The sequence below is a fragment of the Nocardia gipuzkoensis genome (genome assembly GCF_021183645.1).
Taxonomy (GTDB): Bacteria; Actinomycetota; Actinomycetes; order Mycobacteriales; family Mycobacteriaceae; genus Nocardia; species Nocardia abscessus.
Map to the genome: position 1 here is coordinate 274,596 of NZ_CP089225.1, position 20,076 is coordinate 294,671.

The window sequence follows — 20,076 nt, forward strand, 5'->3', positions numbered from 1 at the left end:
CTCAAATCACACCCCGAAAGGCGCAATCAAAAGTAATAACCAGAGTCCGAAAACCCAGCAAAACAATCGCCAGCAAAAAGCTGACTAAAATGTCCGACCCTCCCACACGGGGAGCGGGAAGAGCCGGAACCAAATAAAACATTTGGCACTGACATTCATCGACACACTATTGAGTTCTCAAAGAACACGCGCACAAACATCCGGGCCAGTCTCAACCGGACCTTCTGTGAGGCAACTTTCCCAGTCTAAGCAAGCTATCAACCGAAGTCAAGACCATCGGCCGATCCGCGTCACACTGGACTGACAGGCGCTCCTCGTCCTACCTCGTTTCCCGGTCCCGCTCGGCGTTTCCGCCTCGCTTCGGCTCCGGGTCGGTGTCCGTGTCGCTCTGACTTGAACTAAGTTACGCGGCGGAAAACGCTACGTCAAATCGCCTGAACGGCAGGGCGTTTTCGCCGGTCAGAGGCATGCAATCCGGGTGATCGAGTGCCTGAATCACACGGATGTGATTCAGGCCACCGCGATCTTCATGCACCTGCCCGCAGAACCCCGGCGAGGTTCTTCTTGCCGCGCCGCAGGACCAGCCAGCGCCCGTGCAGGTAGTCGGCGTCGCCGGGCGTCCATTCGATGTCGGAGATCTTCGCGTTGTTCACCGACGCGCCGCCTTCGTTCACCGCGCGCCGGGCGGCACCGCGGCTCTCGGACAGGCCGGTCGCCACGAGCAGGTCCACGATGGTGTGCGGCTCGCCCGCCTTGATCTGCGCGACCTCGCCGTCGATCGCGGCTTCGCGCAGCGCGGCGGCGAGGGTCGCCTCGTCGAGGTCGCGCAGTTCCCCTCGGCCGAACAACGCCTGGCTGGCCAACTGCACGGCGCGCGTGTTCGCCTCTCCGTGCACCAGGGTCGTCATCTCGGCGGCGAGCCTGCGCTGCGCTTCCCTGGCGTGCGGGCGCTCGGCGGTCGCCTGCTCCAGTTCGTCGAGTTCCTCGCGGGAGAGGAACGTGAACCAGCGCAGGTAGCGCACCACGTCGGCGTCGGCCGTGTTCACGAAGTACTGGTACCAGGCGTACGGGCTGGTCATCTCGGGATCGAGCCACAGGCTGCCGCCACCGGTGGACTTGCCGAACTTCTTGCCGTCGGCGGAGGTCACCAGCGGAACCGTCAACGCGTGCACGGCCGCGCCGTCCACCCGGCGATTGAGCTCGACACCCGCGATGATGTTGCCCCACTGGTCGGAGCCGCCCACCTGCAGCGTGCAGCCGTAGTCGCGGCGCAGCTGCAGGTAGTCGTTGGCCTGCAGGAGCATGTAGCTGAACTCGGTGTAGGAGATGCCCTCACCGTCCAAGCGCCGCTTGATCGTGTCGCGCGCCAGCATGACGTTCACCGAGAAGTGCTTGCCGATACCGCGCAGGAAGTCGACCGCGGTCAGCGGCCCGGTCCAGTCCATGTTGTCGACGATGACCGCGCCGGTCGGCGAGTCGTCCAAGTCGACGAAGCGCTCCAGCTGCGAGCGGATCCGCTCGGCCCAGCCCGCGACGGTCTCGCTCGAGTTCATCGTCCGCTCGCCGACGTCACGCGGGTCACCGATCAGTCCCGTGGCGCCGCCGGCCAGCACGATGGGGCGGTGCCCGGCACGCTGGAAACGCTTCAGCGCCAGCAGCGGCACCAAGTGGCCCGCGTGCAGGCTGGCGGCGGTGGGGTCGAAGCCGGCATACAGGGTCAGCGGCCCGGCGGCCGCCGCCGCGCGCAAGGCATCCAGATCGGTGGACTGCGCGATCAGTCCGCGCCAGGTCAGTTCGTCGATGATGTCGCCGCTCACGCTGTCCTATCTTTCCGCACGATGTTTGCGGCCTCGTGCACGCCTCGGTGTCCTCTCTTCCGGCACGACGTCCGCAGTCTCGTGCGCGCCTCAGTGTCCTCGGGAGGCGCGGCATCAGTCGAGCGATTTGCTCGGCCGCCGCCGGGCGCGCCGATACCGGGCCGCTTGCTCTACGCCGGTCGACCACGTCGATGTTCCAGCGGCGACGCAGTCCGAGGCGCACGCGCTGGGTCGTCGGCGCGTTCACCTGATCGGTGCGGCGCTCCGAGAAGACTCAGCGGGCCACAGCGAGAATGCCCGACGCGCTGTCAGGCCGACTTCGCCGCGGACAGTGGTGCACGCGGACTGCGCCGGTAGACCGACACCGCTCGCGAACTCGGGAGCCAGAAACGCCACGGCACGTCCGCCGCACTGCTGACGCCCACCCGCGGACCGCTGGCGATCTCGGCGGCATCGACCGGGTCGTGCAACTCCAGCCGGATCTGCGATGACGGATCGAACAGCGGGGTTCCGTAGTCGCTCATCGCGATTCCCAGCGCGCTGCCGAGATTGCCTGGCCCCCTGGCCGAGTCGAGATCGGACCGAGCGCCCGGACGCCGCGCGCGCACCGTCTCCAGCCCGTCGATCACCTCGCCGGAGCGGATCAGTACGGCGCTGGCGACTCCGTCCGGACCGCTGGTCACGTTGACGCAGGTGTGCATGCCGTAGCTGAGGTAGACGTACAGCACACCGGCGGGACCGAACATCACGTCATTGCGTTTGGTCCGGCCGCGTCCGGAATGCGAAGCCGGGTCCGGCCAAGGGCCGGCCGGGTCTCCCCCGTATGCCTCGACTTCGACGATCCGTACACCGACCGGACCCGACCGCAACGTCGCCCCGAGCAGACGCCGGGCGGCAGCGGGCGGTTCGACGGCGAGTTCCTCGACAGACTGGGCACACACAGCCGCCATTGTCCTCGACGGCTCCGACAGCCGGTCGCCGCGCCGGTCGCCGACCGGCGCGGGTCGGTTCCGATGCGCACCGATGCCCTGGATGCCGCCGGTGACCCTGCCCACGAGACAGGCCTTGGAGTGGCGCACCGGGGAGAACGTCCACGGCGTGGGTGACGGTTCCCAGCATCCGGCACGCCGTCGCGACCAACAGACGCCGGTGTTCGAGAAACGGGTCCTGCTCGTCTGTCCGCTCGGCCATGGCTGGATTCTCCTGGTGGCGCGGCCGCCTTCCGACAGCGGTGATGGGGTCACCGAGGCAGGTCGGCGGGGGTGACGCTCATGGGACAGATGACCTGGCCCGGTACGTGACACCCGCGCGGCATGTTCCGGGCTGCGCGGCAGTCGACGCGCAGACCACCCTGACGGTCCGGGCATCGGCATCAGGGGTGGGACCGGGGAGTAAATCGGGACGCTCCCGGATGTGTTGAGGCACTGTCGATTTCTACCGTCGGTCCATGTCTTCGGATTCCCGGCCGCGCAGAGGGCGGCGGCCGCTCATGGTTCTCGTCTCGGTCGTGACGTTGCTGGTTCTCGCGATCTCCGCTCTCGTCGTCCGGGTGTACATCGGGGCGGTCGTCTCCACGGTCGGTAGTACGCAATTCCGGAACGAGCTCACCATCCCGCCGCTGGCCCCCTCACGGATCGGCGCGGACGGAACGCGCACATTCGAACTCGACATGCGTCCGGGGCGCAGGGAATTCCAGCCCGGACAGGTCACCGAGACCTGGGGCTTCAACGGCGACTATCTCGGGCCGACACTGCGGGCGCGGCGCGGGGAAAAGGTGGCGGTCACGGTCCGCAACAATCTGCCGGAGTCCTCGACCGTGCACTGGCACGGCATGCACCTGCCTGCGGCGATGGACGGCGGACCGCACCAGATGCTGGCGCCCGGCGCCACCTGGACGCCGAACTGGACCATTGATCAGCCGGCGGCGACTCTCTGGTACCACCCGCATCCGCACGGTGCGACCGAGACCCATGTACGCCGCGGGCTCGCGGGCATGTTCCTGCTCGACGACGAGGTGTCCACGTCCTCCGCCCTCCCCTCCACCTACGGCGTGGACGACCTCCCGGTGATCGTCCAGGACGTGAAATTCGACGGCGCGGCGTTCGACTCCGCCCATGGGATCTTCCGCGATGTCGGGTTCCTCGGCGACCGGACCATGGTCAACGGGACCCTCGCGCCGTACCGGGAGGTCGGGGACGAACTGGTCCGCCTGCGACTGCTCAATGCCTCGACCGCGCGGACCTACACCTTCGAGTTCGCCGACCAGCGGCCCTTCGCGCTCGTCGCCACCGACGGCGGTCTCCTCGAACGACCGAGCACCCTGGATCGATTGCGGCTGTCGCCGGGCGAGCGCGCCGAAATCGTCGTGCGGGTCCGGCCCGGCGAGCGCACGGTGCTGCGCAGCGGCGAACTCGACGCCGGACTCGATTTCTGGACCCAGCGTTTCGCCGGTGGCGACGACACCTTCGACATCCTCGAGTTGCGCGCGGCCGCCACGCTGCGTCCGTCACCGGAGCTTCCGGCGACGCTGGCGCCGCCCAGCACGCCCGACGGTGGTGACTCGGTGCGGGAGCGCCATTTCGACCTGAACATCGCCGGAATCAACGGTGCTCCGATGGCCATGGACCGGATCGACTTCGCGGTGACCCGCGGCACCGCGGAGACCTGGGAGGTACGCAACATCGACGGCATGCCGCACAACTTCCACATCCACGACGTGCAGTTCCGGGTGCTCGCGGTGGACGACGGCCCACCGCCCGCGGCGCTGGCCGGACCGAAGGACACCGTCTTCCTTCCGCCGAACAGCACCGTGCGAGTGGCCATGCGATTCGACGGCCCCGCCGATCCGGACACGCCGTACATGTACCACTGCCACCTGCTCTGGCACGAAGACCTCGGAATGATGGGCCAATTCGTGGTCGTGGACCAGGGCCAGGAGGCCGGGCGGCCGCCGAAGCACCACGGCCACTGACTCCCCCGCCCGACACCTTGCCTGTTGAGACTGGTCGCGATAAATTCATCACACAGTGAATTCAGCACTCGATGAATTGAGGCGACCGTGTCGCAAGCCACTCCATCTGCCGCCGTCGAGGTACGGAACCTGCGGGTCCGCCGCGGCGGCCGCGAAGTACTGCACGACGTCTCGCTGACTATCCCGCGCGGCTCGATCACCGGCCTGCTCGGTCCCTCGGGGTGCGGCAAGACCACGCTGATGCGCTGCATCGTCGGCACTCAGATCACCGAAGCGGGCGAGGTGAGCGCACTCGGTCTCCAGGCGGGCTCGGCGGCGTTGCGCCACCTGATCGGGTATGTCACCCAGGCGCCCAGCATCTACAACGACATCAGCGTCCGTGAGAACGTCGCGTACTTCGCCGCGCTCTACGGCCGTGATCGCGCCGACGTCGACGACGCGATCACGGCGGTCGGCCTCACCGACCACGCTCACCAGCGCGGCGACGAGCTCTCCGGCGGCCAGCAAACCCGTGCTTCACTCGCGTGCGCGCTGGTCGCCCAGCCCGAGCTGCTGGTCTTGGACGAACCGACTGTCGGCCTGGATCCGGTGCTGCGCGTCGAGCTCTGGAAGCAGTTTCGTGAGTTGGCCGCCGACGGGACGACGCTGCTGGTGTCCAGCCACGTGATGGACGAGGCCGAGCACTGCGACCGGTTGCTGCTGATGCGCGAGGGGCAATTACTCGCCCAGCTCAGCCCCGACGAACTGCGCGCGCAGACCGGCGAGCAGAACCTGGAGACCGCCTTCCTCACCTTGATCACGATGGGACCGAACGCATGACCGCCACCTTGGAAGCCGCGCCGCGGCGCACGCCGACGCTGCGCCCCTACGCCGCGACCACCGGTCGCATCCTGCGCCAGCTGCGCAACGACCACCGCACGGTCGCCATGATCCTCGTGGTCCCCGCCCTGCTGATGGCGCTGCTGTACTTCATCTACAAGGACGTCCCGACCAACCCGATGAACCCGGTCCCGCTGTTCGACCGGGTGGGCATGAGCATGCTCGGCATCCTGCCGTTCATCGTGATGTTCCTGATCACCGCGATCTCCATGCAGCGCGAACGCACCTCGGGCACGCTGGAGCGGCTGCTGTCCACACCGCTGACGAAACTCGACCTGCTCGCCGGGTACGGCACCGCGTTCTCGCTGGCCGCGGCCGCGCAGGCGGCCGTAGCCTGCCTGGTCTCCTTCGGGCTGCTCGGGCTCGACGCGGCGGGCAGCCCCGGCTGGGTGGTGCTGATCGCGGTGGTCGACGCGGTGTGCGGCGTAGCACTCGGACTGCTGGCAAGCGCGTTCGCGCGCACCGAATTCCAGGCCGTACAGTTCATGCCGGTCGTGGTCGCGCCCCAGATCTTCCTGTGCGGCTTGCTCGTTCCCCGCGATCAGCTGCCCGATTGGCTGGAGGTGATCAGCAACGTGATGCCGCTGAGCTACGCGGTCGACGCGTTGCAGCAGGTTTCGGCGCATCCCGAGATCACCGGCCAGATGTGGCGCGACCTCGCCATCGTCGCCGGATTCGCGATCGTCGCACTGTGCCTGGGCGCGGCCACGCTACGACGGCGGACCGTGTGACCGCAGGCACTGGTTCCGGCGGCGCCGAGCGGCCCACCCGCACCGGCCGCCGACCGGGGCAATCGGGCGCCCGCGAGGCGATCCTCGCGGCCGCCCGCGCTCGATTCGCCGACGTGGGCTTCGACAAGACCTCGGTGCGCGCGGTCGCCACCGACGCCGGGGTCGATCCGGCGCTGGTGCATCACTACTTCGGCACCAAACAGCAGCTCTTCGCCGCGGTGGTGGAACTGCCGGTGGATCCCGAGGCAACCTTGCGGATCATCGAGGCCGCGCCGCTGGACGAATTGGGCGAAACCATCGTTCGCGCGGTGGTCGGGGTATGGGATTCGCCCGCGGGGCCCGGCGTGGTCGCCCTGGTGCGCAGCATCCTGGCCGGCACCGACGACCCGTCCCTGGCGAGGACGTTTGTGTTGGAGGTCGTGCTGGAACGCGTCCGCCTGCGGATCGCCACCCCTGAGGACGACGGCCGCGTGCGGGTCGGCCTGGTCGCGTCGCAGATGATGGGTGTGCTGGTGGGCCGCAAGATCATCGGGGTGGAACCGCTGGCGTCGATGCCCGCTGCCGCGTTGGCCGCCGCCGTGGGCCCGACGCTGCAGCGCTACCTGACCGGCGACATCGGGCAGGAACCGCCGTCGGGATGATCCGGCCGATCATCGCACCGGTGCGCGGGCCGTCACTCCACGACTTCGACGACGTCACCGGGCCACAGGTACTCGTAGAACGCCTTGGCCCCCTCGTGAGTCATCCGGACGCAGCCGTGCGACTTCTTCTCGATCGGGCCGACGTGGAAGGCGATGTCGCCGTTGAAGAAGGTCGCGTACGGCATCGGAGCGTTGTGCATGGTGCTCCAATGGAACTCCTTCTTGAACGACACGCGGAAGACTCCGGGCGGCGTCTCGTATCCCGGCATCCCGTGGGAGATCGGAGTCGGGCCGTAGACCACGCGGCCCTCGTCCATCAACCAGGCTTCGTCGGTGGAAAGGCGCATGCACGCCCTGGCGGCCGTGGAACACGGCGCGACGGGCGGCGGTGGCGGGATCAGCGCGGGCATACCGGGGATGTCCGGGCCACCCGGCCACAGCGGTTCGGCCTGTGCGGGGGTCGCCATCGCGAATCCCGCCGCGACTGCGCAGGCAATCGCACATCGAGCTGTCCAGTTACGTAAACGCGAATCGCTCATTACGTTCCCGACCTCTCTCCTCAAATGCCACGCGTGCAGCTCAGCAGGCTGGTCGCCGCGCCCCTTTGCTGGAGCGAGTGGACCGTCTCGAGGTGCAAATGATCATGGCGGACCCGGCTTCAAACGGTCAATGGGCGCAAAACGACCGTGACGCATCCGTTGTCCGCCGACCGTGCGGCAGCGAGTTGTCAGTGGAGAGGGGGATGGCAGGACGGTGGGATCAGTCTTCGGCCTGCGCGGTGAACGCGTCGTGCTCGGCGTCGGTGACGTCCCTGGCTTCGTCGACGAGCAGGACCGGGATGCCGTTCTCGATCGGGTATGCCCGGCGCAGGCGCGGGTTGTAGAGCAGCGCGCTGCCGTCGGCGGTACGCACCAGCCGCAGCGGGCCCTTGTCCTGCGGGCAGGCCAGCAGGCTCAGCAGTGTGGCGTCCAGGGTGGTGTGCTCAGGCATACCAGGAAACTTACCTTCCGGCCGGGCCGGACCGAGAACCGTCCGCGTCGAGCCCCCGCGTGCGGCGGAACGATATGTGGCGGTGCCCGAAGAAGCTGGCGCCCGCCACCAGTGCCATCACCGCGACCGCCGACGGGATGCTCGGCAGGTGCAGGACCGACACGCCCAGCTGGAGCAGCACCATGTTCAGCGCCAGCCCGCCGGAGTTCACGCCGACGAACGCGACGAAATCCCGGACCAGGCGCCCGTGCACGCGGAACACGAGGGTGCGGTGCAGGACGAACGCAACGACCACGCTGACGCTGTAGGCCAGAGCGGGCGCCGCGGCGGCCGGTGCCCGATCGCCGAGCACCGCCAGCCAGGTCACCGTCAGGGCCATCCCGAGGCCGGTGTTGACCATGCCCACGACGGCGAACGCGATCTCCTGGCGACGCACCAATCGCAGCAGCGGACCGGGGTCGGCGGGCGGCACGGCGGTGCGCTCCTTGGTATCCGTCGAGAGAACGTGAGCCGCCCGCTCCCGGTTCACGGGCCAGGGGCACCGCAGTTGCGCCGGGTCCGACGCCGGCGCGGAGACTCGATCCGCCGCGCCGCCGCTCATCGGACGGCGTCGGCCAGGTCGGTCTCCGCCGTCGGTGCCGTCTCAGGTGCGGACGGCTGGTCGGTTACCTCGACCGGCCGGGCCGCCCGGCGCCTGCCGCGCAGGTACGCCCATTCCAGCAGTCCGATGCCCAGCAGTCCCAGCAGTGCGGCGGCGACGCCGATCCGCCATCCCGGCGGTTGCCAGGACAGCACCAGCTCGCCGGCGGAACCGGGCGGAAGATCAACGGCCACGAAGGTTTTCGACACCAGGGTGGACGGGATCTCCCGGCCGTCCAGCGTCGCCCGATAGCCCGGCCAGCCGAGCCGGGCGAACACGATCCGTCCGCCGTCCGGAGAACTCACCCGCACCCGGCTGGCCGTGTCCGATTCGGCGACCGATGTGGCCGTTACACCCTGCGTGGCCGCGACCCGCCCGTCCCGGCTCGAGATCAGCCCGTCGGTGCGTTCCAGCACCGCGATGTACTTCTCGTGCCCCGGATAGTCGACCCAGCGCCAGCCGGAGGGCGCGGGCTGGTCGCGGGCGTCGGGGTACAGCGCGCGATGCAGCACGACCCGGTCGACCTTCATCAGGTCGACGATGGTCCGGCCGGTGGTCGGCTCGGTCGCGAAGGCGCGCCGGTAGGCATCGGGGCACACGCTGGTGTCCCAGCGCATGCACAACGTTTCGCCGAACCAGTAGTGCCCGTTGGGGGTGTACCCGCTGACGTAGGTCAGCTCGAGGTTCTTCGCGTAGTTGCCGAATACCAGCGATCCGTAGGCGCCGGACAGATTCCGTTCCTGCGGCGGGATGAGCATGCGGTCGCCGAGTTGGAGCGTGGTGCCGGGGAAATCGGGGAACGCGGCCTTCATCTCCGAGCGGTTCTCCGGCAGATTCCAGCCCATCGGCGTCGGCTGCGCGGCCCACACCTGCAGGTATGCGATCGGGAACACCGAAACGACGATCAGCGCGCAGGCGGCGACCGCGCCGCGGCCGCGCCCGAGCCATACCGCGACGGCACCGAGCGCGGCCACCCCCAACGCCGCGACGATGTGCCCGATCACTTCCTGCGGCGCGGCCGAGAACGAACGCGCCCACAACAGACCGATGAGCACCGCCCCCGCGATGCCGCGCCGCCGCCAGTCCTGGACGGACGCGAAGCGGCCGAGCAACACGCACACCAGCACCAGCAGACCCAGCGCGACCATCGGCAGCACTCGGGCGGGCCAGCGCAGCGGGCCGATCGCGCCGGGACCGGCGGTCCACATCAGCGCCATCACCGCGAACAGCGCGGGCGCGACGAACTCACGCGCCGAGCCGAGCGCCTTGCGCCAGTCCACGAAGGCCAGCGCCGGAACCAGGAACCACGCGACGTAGACCACCGGCATCGGCTGCACATAGCCCCACCAGGAACTGAACGCGGGCAGCGTGCTGGGCAGGCTGGCGTTCAGCGACTCCGACCAGGGCACCGTGAGGAACTGGTCGTTGTTGATCTGCGCGGTGCCGCGCCAGGTCACCTTCGCCGACAGCATGCTCGGCAGGTAGGTGGCCAGGCCGGCCAGTGCGGCACACGCGGCGACCGTGAGCAGGCGCAGCGACGGCCGCCACGCCTTCTGATGGACGAGTTCGCCGACCGCGACGGCGCCCACCATCAGGCCCGCCTCGACCGCGGGAAAGATGTACTGCACCGAGATGGCCAGGTACAAGAAGACGAAGGCGGGGATCGGCCCGCTGCGCCCGCGGGCGTAACGCACCCCGGAGGCCCACGCGTGCGCCATCCAGGCGGTGCCGGTGAACGCGGTCATCCAGCTGGCCGAGTCGAAGAACAGCAGCCATCCGGTGAACGGCATGGCGGCGCCCGCCACCGCCGCCCAGGGCGCCTTCGCCCCGTAGGCCAGGCAGATCCGGTAGACGCCGAGCGCGAGGACGATCGCGAAGATCAGCTTCACCACGGTGGCGTACAGCGCGAGATTGCCGACCGAGGGCGCGATCAGATCGATCAGCAGTTGCGGTGGATTGAGCAGCCCGGCTTCTTCGATGGTGTAGTTGCCCGCCATCCAGTGCTCGGGAACGAGTGCGGGAAATCGTCCTTCACGCAGGTACCGACCGAGCATCACCCACAGCGGCGCGTACTGCGATTCGGTGTCGTCGGTATAGAAATGCCGGACGTTGGCGAGTAGCACCGCACCGTATCCCGCGACCACTCCGAGCGCTGCGATGACGCCCCAGGTGAAGACTTCGCGCGAAGGAAAGGTTCTACGTTCGGCCACGAGTCACAGACCCTACCTCCAACCGGGCGCCGTTCCGGCAAGCCAGTGCCGAGACGCCGTCCGGGAAACCGCTACCCGGCCGTGCTCGCGGAGCTCACCTCCGGCCCGCGGCGGAAGGAGATGTAGCGATGGCCGAAGAAACTGGCGACCGCGACCAGGCCCATCACCACGACGGCCGACGGAATCCGCGGCAGGTGCAGCACCGAGACCGCCAGCGACAGCAGCACGGTGTTCATCAGCAGCCCGCCGGAATTCACGACGACGAAGCCCGCGAAGTCGCGCAGCACCCGGCCGCGGACCCGGAACACGAGGGTCCGGTGCAGGACGAAAGCGACGACGATGCCCACGGCGTAGGCCAGCACGACCGCGACGGCGGGCGGCCACGCGTCGCCCAGCACCGCCAGCCACACCACGGTCAGCGCGATGCCGAGCAGGGTGTTGCACGCGCCGACCACAGCGAACGCGACTTCTTGTCGCCGCACCACCCGCATCAGCAGCCCCGCCGCGGGCGCTGCGCCGGTCGCGTCGGCATCCGCGGCGATCGCACGCGCGTTCGTCTTCACGAAACGACGTCCGCCAGCTCGCGATCCGGCTCGGCGCGCTCGTCGTCACCGGACTCCTCCGGCTCGTCGCGACGCCGGGACCGGACATGGAGCCATTGCAGGACGCCGATGCCGAGCACACCCGCCACGGCGGCGGCGATACCGATCTTCCAGCCGGGCGGACGCCAGGTCAGCACGAGTTCGGCGTTCTCGGTGCCCGCGGGCACATCGACGGCGACGAACGACTTGGCGACCGTCGTGATCGGAATCGACTTGCCGTTCAACGTGACTCGATATCCGGGCCAGCCCAGCCGGGCGAACACCACCCGGCCGCCTTCGGCCGAGGACACGCGCACCCGGCTGGTGGTGTCGGTTTCGGAGATGGAGGTCGCGCTCACCTTCTCGGCATCGGTCACGCGGCCGTTCGTCGTCGAGATGGGTCCGTTCGCGCGTTCCAGCACCGCGATGTAGCGCTCGTGTCCGGGGTAGTCGGCCCACTTCCAGCCCTCGGGCGCCGGTTGGCCGGGCGCGTCCGGGAACAGCGCCCGCTGCAGCACCACGCGGTCCAGATTCATCAGATCGACCAGCGGCCGCCCGGTGGTCGGCTCCGGCGCGAACATCCGCCGGTAGGCGTCCGGGCAGACGCTGCCGTCCCAGCGCATGCAGAGCATCTCGCCGAAGTAGAAATGGCCGCTCGGGGTGTAGCCGTTGACGTAATCCAGTTCGAGTCCCCGGGCGTAGTTCCCGAAGACGAGCGACCCGTAGGCGCCCTCGATGCTCTTGTCCTGCGGCTGCAGCAGTCCGCGATCGCCCAGCTGGATGGTGTTGCCCGCGAAATCCGGGAACGCCGTCTTCGCAACGGAACGCTTCGCAGGGAGATTCCACGACATCGGAGTGGGCTGCGCTGCCTCGACCTGGAAATAGGCGATCGGGAACATCGCGACGATGGTCAGCGCGGACGCCGCCGCGGTCCCCTTGGTGCGCCCGAGCCACACCGCTCCCGCCGCCAGCGCGGCCAGTGCGAGCGCCGCGATCACGTGCCAGATCGCGTCGTGCGGGTCGGCGGAGAACGAGCGCACCCACAGCAGCAGGATCAGCACGCCCGCCGCGATGCCGCGATTCTTCGGGTCGCGCACGGTCCCGTAGCGGCCCAGCAGCACGCACACCAGCACGAGCAGGCCGATGGCCAGCATCGGCAGCACACGCGCCGGCCAGCGCAGCGGTCCGACCGAACCCGGGCCCGCGGTCCACATCAGCATCATGATCGCGAAGATCGCGACCGCGCTCAGTTCCCGCCATGCCTCCCGGGCACGGCGCCAGTCGATGAACGCCAGGGCGGGAATCAGGAACCACGCGATGTAGGTGACCGGCAGTGGCTGCACGTAACCCCACCACGAACTGAACGCGGGCAGCGAACTGGGCAGGCTGGCGTTCAGCGACTCCGACCAGGGCACCGTGAGGAACTGGTCGTTGTTGATCTGCGCGGTGCCGCGCCAGGTCACCTTCGCCGACAGCATCGACGGCAAGAAGGTCAGCAGGCCCGCCAGTCCGGCGCAGCCCGCCGCGAGGGTCAGCCGGAGCACCGGCTGCCACTTGCGCTGATACACCAGCTCGCCCACGGCCACCGCCAGCAGCATCAGCACCGCTTCGACCGCGGGGAAGATGTACTGCGTCGAGATGGTCAGATACAGGTAGACGAAGACCGGGACGGGGCCGCCGAGCCCTCGCGTGTAGCGCACCGAGGCCGCCCAGGCGTGCACCATCCAGGCGGTGCCGGTGAGCGCGGTCATCCAGCTGGCTTCGTCGAAGAAAAGGAAGAAGCCCGTCAGCGGCAGCGCGATACCCGCGACCGCCGACCAGGCCGGCCGCCCGCCGTAGACGAGGCAGATCCGGTAGACGCCGAGCGCGGCGATGATCGAGAAGATCAGCTTCACGACGGTGGCGTACAGCGCGACGTTGTCCACCGAGGGAGCGATCAGATCGATCAGCAACTGCGGCGGGTTGAACAGGCCCGCGTCGTCCATCGTGTTGTTGCCCGCCATCCACTGCTCGGGCACCATGACCGGGAACTCGCCCGCGCGCAGCGCACGGCCGAGACCGACCCACAGCGAGGTGTACTGGGACTCGGTGTCGTCGGTGAAGAAATGCCGGGCGTTGGCGAGCAGGACAGCGAGATAACCCGCGACCACTCCGAGCGCGGTGATGACCCCCCACCGGTAGACATCTCGCCGCGAATAGACATCCGGCCGCGAGCCGGGCACTGCACTGTCCGTCACGAGTTCCAAACCCTACAGGGCGGCTCTCCGCTTGGCATCGGTCGTGGACGCCGCCAAGATGAGAGCATGATCAGCTGCTCCGGTGGCCGCGTATCGCCCCGTGCTAGAGTCCACAGCGGTTCGGGCTCTGCAGTCTTGCAACGAGTACCGGCACGCACCGTCATCGAAAGTCGATCCAGCTGATGCCGATTCCCCCTGCCCGCACACTCCGTTCCGGCGCCCCCGCGACGAACGGTGACCCGGCACGGCCCGGCGTGGACCGGCCGCACACGGTGTCGGTGGTGGTGCCGGTGTACCGAGGCGAGGACACGATCGCGGGTCTGGTCGCCGAGCTGCACGATCTCACGCGTCCCGTCGAGACTCCCGGCGGCACCACGTTCACCGTCACCGAGATCATCCTGGTGCACGACCACGGCCCCGACCGTTCCGACGTGGTACTGCAGGAACTGCAGCGGACCTATCCCACGGTGCGCACCGTCTGGCTCAGCCGCAATTTCGGCCAGGACGCCGCGACGATCGCCGGGATGTCCGTCGCGGCCGGTGACTGGATCGTCACCATGGACGAGGACGGCCAGCACGATCCCCGTTTCCTCAGCACGTTCCTGGACACCGCGCTGGCGCAGCGCGCCGATCTGGTCTACTCCAAGCCGAGCAACACCAGGCCGCACGGATTTCTGCGCAATCTGACCTCGCGCGGAGCCAAGCTGGTGCTCGCGACGCTGTTCGCGTTCCCGGATTCCACCCGGTTCGAAAGCTACCGGCTGATCCGCGGCGACATCGGCAGGCAGCTCGCCGAGGTCGCCTCCAACGGCGTCTACCTGGATGTCGCGCTGACCTGGGTGGTCGGCGCCGTCGCGCAGGCCCCGGTGGTGTTGCGCGCCGAGGGCAGGGAGGACTCCGGTTACAACTACCGCCGCCTGTTCTCGCTGTTCTGGAAGATGGTGCTGTGCAGCGGCACGCGCGGGCTGCGGCTGGTGAGCCTGCTCGGCGTCACGCTGGCGCTGGCGGGCGGCGTGATGGCCGCGATCGTCGTGTTCGAAGCGCTGACCACCGACGGCTGGGCTCCCGAAGGCTGGGCCTCCACCATCGTGGTGCTGCTGCTGTGCTCCGGTGCGGTGCTGTTCTCCCTCGGGCTCATCGCCGAGTACCTCGGCGTCGCGTTGCACATCCTGGTGGGCAAACCGCTCTACCTCACCGTCGAGACGCCGACCCCGCGTCCGGCCGATACTTCGCCACTGACCGCCGCCACCGCCAGCAGGGGGACCGACCGGGTTGAGCACTGACCGCGTCATCTTCAGCCGCCCGTTCCGGGCGCGCCGGGAACTAGCGAACCTGGAGGCCGTGCTGGCCTCCGATCACAGCCACGGCGACGGCCAGTTCACCGCGGCGGCCACCGCGAAGCTGAAGGCGATCACGGGCGCACCGCACGCCCTGCTCACCACCTCGTGCACCTCCGCGCTGGAGATGGCGGGCCTGCTGCTCGAGCTGGGCCCCGACGACGAAGTGATCGTGCCCAGCTTCGCGTTCACCTCCACCGCCACCTCGATGGCCCTGCGCGGCGCCACCTGCGTCTTCGCCGACATCGATCCGGCCAACGGGAACCTGGACCCGGAGTCGGTGGCCGCCGTGCTCAGTGAGCGGACGAAGGCCGTGGTCGTCATCCACTACGGTGGCGTCGCCGCGGACATGGCCGGGCTGCTGGCCCTGGCGAACGCGCACGGTTTCGCCGTTGTCGAGGACAACGCGCACGGACTCGGCGGCACCTGGCGCGGCAGGCAGCTGGGCACCATCGGCACGATGGGCACGCTCAGCTTCCACGACACCAAGAACGTGCACTGCGGCGAGGGCGGCGCGCTGCTGCTCACCGACGAGATCCTGATGGCGCGCGCGGAGATCATCCGGGAGAAGGGCACCGACCGGGCCCGGTTCCTGCGCGGGGCAGTGGACAAGTATTCCTGGCAGGACATCGGGTCAAGCTATCTGCCCAGCGAGCTGAACGCAGCCGTGCTCGACGCGCAACTGGACGAGTTCGACACCATCCAGGCCGGTCGTCACCGGGTCTGGGACGCCTACGCCGCCGCGCTGCCGGACTGGGCCGAGCGCAACGACGTGCGCCTGATGTCCGTACCGGCCGATCGCGGGCACACCGCGCACCTGTACTACCTGCGCACCCCGACCGAGCGCCGCCGCGACGACCTCATCGCGCACTTGGCCGCACGGGGCATCTCCGCGCCGTTCCACTACATTCCGCTGGATTCCAGCCCGGCGGGCTTCAAGCTGGGCCGCACACCGCGGCCGTGCGCGCGCAGCGCCGAGTTCTCCGGAACCGTCATCCGCTTGCCGCTGTGGCCGGATCTCAGCGACGCGCAGGTAGCGCGCGTGGTCGACGCGGTCACCGCGTTCACCGTGTGACCGTGCCGTCGCGTTGCGCCGGTATCCGGCGTCACGCGGTGAGCACGTAGAGCTTCTCCCGGCCGCCCGCGATGAGGGACCGGCGGGCCACCCGCGGTTCGTACGCGGTGAAGAGCGTGTCCAGCGTCCGCTCGGTGAAACGGTGCGCCTGCTCGCCGTCGCCCGCGTCGGTGAACCGCTTGCCGATCGTGGCCAGGAGCGGGTTGTCGCTGGTCGCCAGGTTGCGGATCGGTTCGGCGACGATCACCTGCCGGGTGGCCGCGGCGAGCATCCGGTCGATGAGGGGCTGCGGCTCGGGGAGGAAGTGGTAGAGGCTGGCCTGCATGATGACGTAGTCGGCGGTGGGCAGCGCGTCCTCGGCACGCAGATTCCAGACTTCGCCCCGCCCGCCCGCTTCGTTCACCCGCGCGACGAAGCGCTCGTTGAGATCGAGCCCGGTGTAGTCGACCGACTTGTGCCGCAGATAGCGGGTGTACAGCGTGGCCGGTCCGCAGCACAGGTCGACCACGCTCGCTCCCTGCGGGACCAGTTCCGCGATGGCGCGATACCGAGCCGTGTAGTGCTTGCCGTACAACCCACGCATCAGGACCTCGTAGACGGTCCCGTTGCGGTAAATGAGGCTCGTTCGCACAGACACTCACTATGCCATCGGTCGGTGAATCCGGCGCTTCGGCAACGTGAATCGAGTCAGTCACCCAGCAGCGTGCGCGCCTGGTCGTCCGTGAGGATCTCGTAGGCGTCCGACGCGCGGTTGTACCACCAGGTGTCCGGCCCCGGCTCCGGACGGCCCGCCGCCTGCACCGCCCGCGCGGAGGGGCGGAAGGACGGGCTGCGCGGGATGTCGTCCACCACGTACACCAGGTCGGGCCGCTGATCCGGTTCCAGTTCGCGCAACGCCTCGGTCACGTCCTTCGGTTCCAGCCGGAAACCATCGCGCACGCTCACCGCCGCCACCGCGAGGCAGTGGTCGCCGACATTGAGTCCGAAGGTGACTTCCATGTCGACCGCGGTGATGTCGTTGAGCACGTCGACGATCGGCTGACCGAACACCGGCCCTCGGCGGGTGTGGATCACCGTGTCGGTGCGGTCGACCAGCCAGTAGTCGCCGTCGCCGTCGCGACGGAACAGATTCTCCGTCGGCATCCACGAGTCGCCCGCCGCGAAGACCCCGCGCAGGCCGCCCGCGGAGAGGTCGACGCCGTCGGAGGCTTTGCCGATCAGCAGACCCACCTCGTTGTCCGCGCAGCGCCGGGCGAAGCCGGATCCGTCGACCAGGATGCGTTCGGTGAGCGGGTCGAAGGCGACCAGCTCCACCTTCGCCGTGCCGGGAACCGGCCTGCCCTTGCACCCGCGCTTCACGCCGGCCACGTTCGCCAGCACCACGTCGCCTTCGATCGAGGCGTAGAACTCCAGCACCCGGGCGGGCTCGAACTGCTCGACGGTGCGCCGCCACAGCCCCGCGGGCATACCGGACCCGATGAACAACCGGATCGGGTGGCGATGGCCGGACGGGAACACCTCGGCGTCGAGGATGTCGCGCAGCATGGTCCAGGTGTAGGTGACCACGGTGACGCCGTAGCGGTGCACCTCCTCGGCGAAGCGCTCCGGGTCCAGCGACCTGGCCAGCGCGATCCGGCTTCCGCCCGCGACCGCCCCGCCGAGACTGACCAGCAACCCGGACGAATGATGCAGCGGCGCAAGGCAGTACACCGTGTCGCGGCGATCGAGATCGGCCGTGGTGGCGGTGCCGAAGGCCGACAGCGCCCAGCGATGATTGGTGATGTACTTCGTCTCCAGCCGCTCGCCGGTGCCGGTGACGAGCACGAACGCCAACTCTCGCGCCAGGCCCGGGTCGGGCCGGTACCACGCGGGCACCCGCACCCGCGCCGGATCGATCTTCTCGAGGTCGATCAAACGGTCGCTCGCGGGCAGCGCGAGTTCGCGTGCGTCGCCGCCGCCGAGCACCAGCACCTTGGCGCCGGTCGCGGCGGCCTGCCGCAGGTTCTCCGGATCGGAGATCAGGACCTCCACGCCGGTCAGCTCGATCGCGTGGCTCAGTTCGCTGTTCGGGGCCAGCAGTACCGCCACCGCGCCCAGTCGCGACAGCGCCGCGACGGAGGCCAGCGCGCTGGGCCGGGTCTCCATCACCACGCCGACCCGCATCGCGGGGCGCACGCCCACCGAGATGAGGCCGCGCACCACGTTGTCGATGCGTGTGTTGACCGCCGCGTTGGTGTGTACCCGGTCGTCGAACAGGAAAAGGTCGCGCTGCGGCGCGCGCCGCGTCTGCTCGGCGAGCAACCGGCCGAGTGATACCCGGGTGTGCGGCTGGATCATGCCGAGGCGGGTCAGCCTGGGCAGTGCCCGCGCGGCTTCGCCGGCCAGCTCGATCGATCCGCGCACCGTGTTGTTCGCTATGCCCTCGAGCGCCTTGCCCACACCGGTGCCTGCTTCCGCGAGCGTCGCGGCGGTGTGCACCACCCGGGTCGCCGCCGACCGGGGGCGATTGCTCGGCACGTGGTCGGTCATCGGCACGATCTCGGCGGGCAGCGGCTTGTCGCCGTTCATCCACTCGAGCCACTGCCGCACCAGCGGCCAGGTGTGGTTGGTGGCCGTGCTTCCGGCCACCAGTCCGAAGTGCCCGGCGACCAACGTCGCCTCGTAGACCTCCGCGTTCGGCGCGGCGCGCACGATGCCGCGCACCGCCGCGGGCTGTCCGATGTCGTCGACCTCGCCGACGAACGCCAGAATCGGGCATTTCAGCTCGGCCAGCGAGATCGGGTGGTCGCGGATCACGAAACCGCCGAGCATCAGCCGGTTGTGCGCGACGAACTGCTTGAGCAGATCCGCCGCGGCCGGGCCCGCGTAACCGACCCAGCCGTCACTGTTGAGGAAGCGACGCTGGCGCTCCTTCGGCAGCAGCGCCTCGCGGTCGTGCAGCTGCCGGAGGAAGTCGATCCTGGACTTTGCCGTCTTCACCGGGTCCAGCAACTGGAAGCCGATCCGCACCATGGAGTCGGTGATCGGCAGCCGGGTGACCACGTGGTCGGCCAGGAAGTCGGCGACGTCGGAGACCATGCCGTAGGGCAGTCCGAACGGCATGCCCGCGACGATGTCGACCGGGCTGCCGAAGGTCACGATGCTGTCCACGCCCTTGCCGTACCGGTAGGCGGCGGTCTGGTAGGCGAACATGCCGCCCTGCGAGTAGCCCATCAGATGCACGCCGCTGCCGGTGGCCTCGTTGACGGTGTCGATGGCGCTGTTGACGGCCAGCACGTGGTCGGCGAGGTCGCGTTGCCAGCCGCCCTCCTCACTCGCGGGCGAGCCGAAGTCGACGACCCAGCAGTCGACGCCGCCGCGGTGCAGGATGCCGACGGCGCCGTCTTCGGCGTTCACGTCCCAGATGTCGGCGTTCACCATCAGCGGCGGGACCAGCAGGGCCACCGGACGCCCCGGCGTGGTGTCGTCGGGGAAGTAATGGCGCAACCGGTACATGCGCCTGCGCTCCACCACCTCGAACGGAGACGACGCGACGTCGTGGGTCAGCCCGCCGAAGCGGATGACCTCCAGGCCGTTCTGCGCGGTCGCCATCAACCGCTGCACCGAGCCGACCACATCCTTCGCACTCAACTTCACCATCGCTCCTGGCCCCTACCCTAGAACGTGACCCGCATCACACGCTGCGAGGTGTTCAGACGAGCTTTCCATAACACCTGTCCATTATGTGTCCGCTGTGACACGTCACATGCCGGGTTGTCGCGGTCGGCCCATTCGTGACATCGACCCACGCACCCGGGAACTCCCCGGCATTCACACGGATAGTACGGGCCTCGTCAGCACGCCATGCCGCCCTGCGGCCGACCTCGCGCGCACAGCACGCGGACCGGCATCGGATCGGGACGTCGTGGACGCACTCGATCCGGGCGTGGTAGCGCGCCCCCGGCGCACCGGCTCGCGCTACCGCCTT

The 20,076-nt window shown here is 69.0% G+C and carries 17 protein-coding genes; 7 read left to right on the plus strand and 10 right to left on the minus strand.

Annotated features, from left to right (window positions below; translation table 11 throughout):
* Nucleotides 1–527: 527 nt before the first annotated feature.
* Nucleotides 528–1,817 carry a tyrosine--tRNA ligase gene (gene tyrS / locus LTT66_RS01220; RefSeq protein WP_233063315.1) on the minus strand — a complete coding sequence of 430 codons (1,290 nt, stop codon included), beginning with the start codon at nt 1,815–1,817 and terminating at the stop codon, nt 528–530.
* A 308-nt stretch (nt 1,818–2,125) separates the two neighbouring features.
* Nucleotides 2,126–2,767: a DNA-3-methyladenine glycosylase gene (locus tag LTT66_RS01225; protein WP_233068937.1), complete on the minus strand. Its 642-nt coding sequence runs from the start codon at nt 2,765–2,767 to the stop codon at nt 2,126–2,128.
* Between the two features lie 91 nt (nt 2,768–2,858).
* Here LTT66_RS01225 and LTT66_RS01230 point away from each other — a divergent pair, with 91 nt between their 5' ends.
* From LTT66_RS01230 to LTT66_RS01250, 5 genes are all read left to right on the plus strand, one after another.
* On the plus strand, nt 2,859–3,083 hold the full coding sequence (locus LTT66_RS01230; protein ID WP_233063316.1) for a hypothetical protein: 225 nt from the start codon (nt 2,859–2,861) through the stop codon (nt 3,081–3,083).
* A 181-nt stretch (nt 3,084–3,264) separates the two neighbouring features.
* A complete protein-coding gene (locus LTT66_RS01235; protein ID WP_233063317.1) occupies nt 3,265–4,788 on the plus strand; it encodes a multicopper oxidase family protein in 1,524 nt (507 codons plus the stop codon).
* Nucleotides 4,789–4,875: 87 nt separating this feature from the next.
* On the plus strand, nt 4,876–5,607 hold the full coding sequence (locus LTT66_RS01240; protein WP_233063318.1) for an ABC transporter ATP-binding protein: 732 nt from the start codon (nt 4,876–4,878) through the stop codon (nt 5,605–5,607).
* Entirely contained in the window at nt 5,604–6,398 is a 795-nt protein-coding gene (locus tag LTT66_RS01245) for an ABC transporter permease (protein ID WP_233063319.1), read from the plus strand. The genes LTT66_RS01240 and LTT66_RS01245 overlap by 4 nt, the downstream gene beginning before the upstream one ends.
* Nucleotides 6,395–7,039 carry a TetR/AcrR family transcriptional regulator gene (locus LTT66_RS01250; RefSeq protein WP_233063320.1) on the plus strand — a complete coding sequence of 215 codons (645 nt, stop codon included), beginning with the start codon at nt 6,395–6,397 and terminating at the stop codon, nt 7,037–7,039. Before LTT66_RS01245 ends, LTT66_RS01250 begins: the two co-directional genes overlap by 4 nt.
* 32 nt (nt 7,040–7,071) lie before the next feature.
* On the opposite strand, the gene LTT66_RS01255 is transcribed toward LTT66_RS01250, so the two are convergent.
* The 6 genes from LTT66_RS01255 to LTT66_RS01280 all read right to left on the minus strand — a co-directional run bounded on the left by LTT66_RS01255 (nt 7,072) and on the right by LTT66_RS01280 (nt 13,610).
* Nucleotides 7,072–7,506, minus strand: coding sequence for a L,D-transpeptidase (locus tag LTT66_RS01255; RefSeq protein ID WP_228820823.1), 435 nt, complete (start codon nt 7,504–7,506; stop codon nt 7,072–7,074).
* 292 nt (nt 7,507–7,798) lie between these two features.
* Complete coding sequence (locus tag LTT66_RS01260) at nt 7,799–8,029, minus strand: Trm112 family protein (protein WP_233063321.1); 231 nt, start codon at nt 8,027–8,029, stop codon at nt 7,799–7,801.
* Nucleotides 8,030–8,039: 10 nt separating this feature from the next.
* Nucleotides 8,040–8,501 (minus strand): GtrA family protein, encoded by a 462-nt coding sequence (locus tag LTT66_RS01265; protein WP_233063322.1) that lies wholly within the window; start codon nt 8,499–8,501, stop codon nt 8,040–8,042.
* Between the two features lie 125 nt (nt 8,502–8,626).
* Nucleotides 8,627–10,879, minus strand: coding sequence for a hypothetical protein (locus LTT66_RS01270; RefSeq protein ID WP_233063323.1), 2,253 nt, complete (start codon nt 10,877–10,879; stop codon nt 8,627–8,629).
* A gap of 71 nt (nt 10,880–10,950) precedes the next feature.
* A complete protein-coding gene (locus tag LTT66_RS01275) occupies nt 10,951–11,442 on the minus strand; it encodes a GtrA family protein (RefSeq protein WP_408638725.1) in 492 nt (163 codons plus the stop codon).
* On the minus strand, nt 11,439–13,610 hold the full coding sequence (locus tag LTT66_RS01280; RefSeq protein ID WP_233068940.1) for a hypothetical protein: 2,172 nt from the start codon (nt 13,608–13,610) through the stop codon (nt 11,439–11,441). Before LTT66_RS01280 ends, LTT66_RS01275 begins: the two co-directional genes overlap by 4 nt.
* Before the next feature lie 269 nt (nt 13,611–13,879).
* Between LTT66_RS01280 and LTT66_RS01285 the strand changes: the two genes are divergently transcribed.
* Together LTT66_RS01285 and rffA are read left to right on the plus strand one after the other, a co-directional pair.
* On the plus strand, nt 13,880–14,980 hold the full coding sequence (locus LTT66_RS01285; protein ID WP_195068634.1) for a glycosyltransferase: 1,101 nt from the start codon (nt 13,880–13,882) through the stop codon (nt 14,978–14,980).
* Entirely contained in the window at nt 14,970–16,109 is a 1,140-nt protein-coding gene (gene rffA / locus LTT66_RS01290; RefSeq protein WP_233063324.1) for a dTDP-4-amino-4,6-dideoxygalactose transaminase, read from the plus strand. The genes LTT66_RS01285 and rffA overlap by 11 nt, the downstream gene beginning before the upstream one ends.
* Before the next feature lie 31 nt (nt 16,110–16,140).
* Here the strand turns inward: rffA and LTT66_RS01295 are convergent, their stop codons facing one another.
* Both LTT66_RS01295 and LTT66_RS01300 read right to left on the minus strand, forming a co-directional pair.
* Nucleotides 16,141–16,740 (minus strand): class I SAM-dependent methyltransferase, encoded by a 600-nt coding sequence (locus LTT66_RS01295; protein WP_233063325.1) that lies wholly within the window; start codon nt 16,738–16,740, stop codon nt 16,141–16,143.
* A gap of 56 nt (nt 16,741–16,796) precedes the next feature.
* A complete protein-coding gene (locus tag LTT66_RS01300; RefSeq protein WP_233063327.1) occupies nt 16,797–19,748 on the minus strand; it encodes an acyl-CoA synthetase in 2,952 nt (983 codons plus the stop codon).
* Nucleotides 19,749–20,076 lie beyond the last annotated feature (328 nt).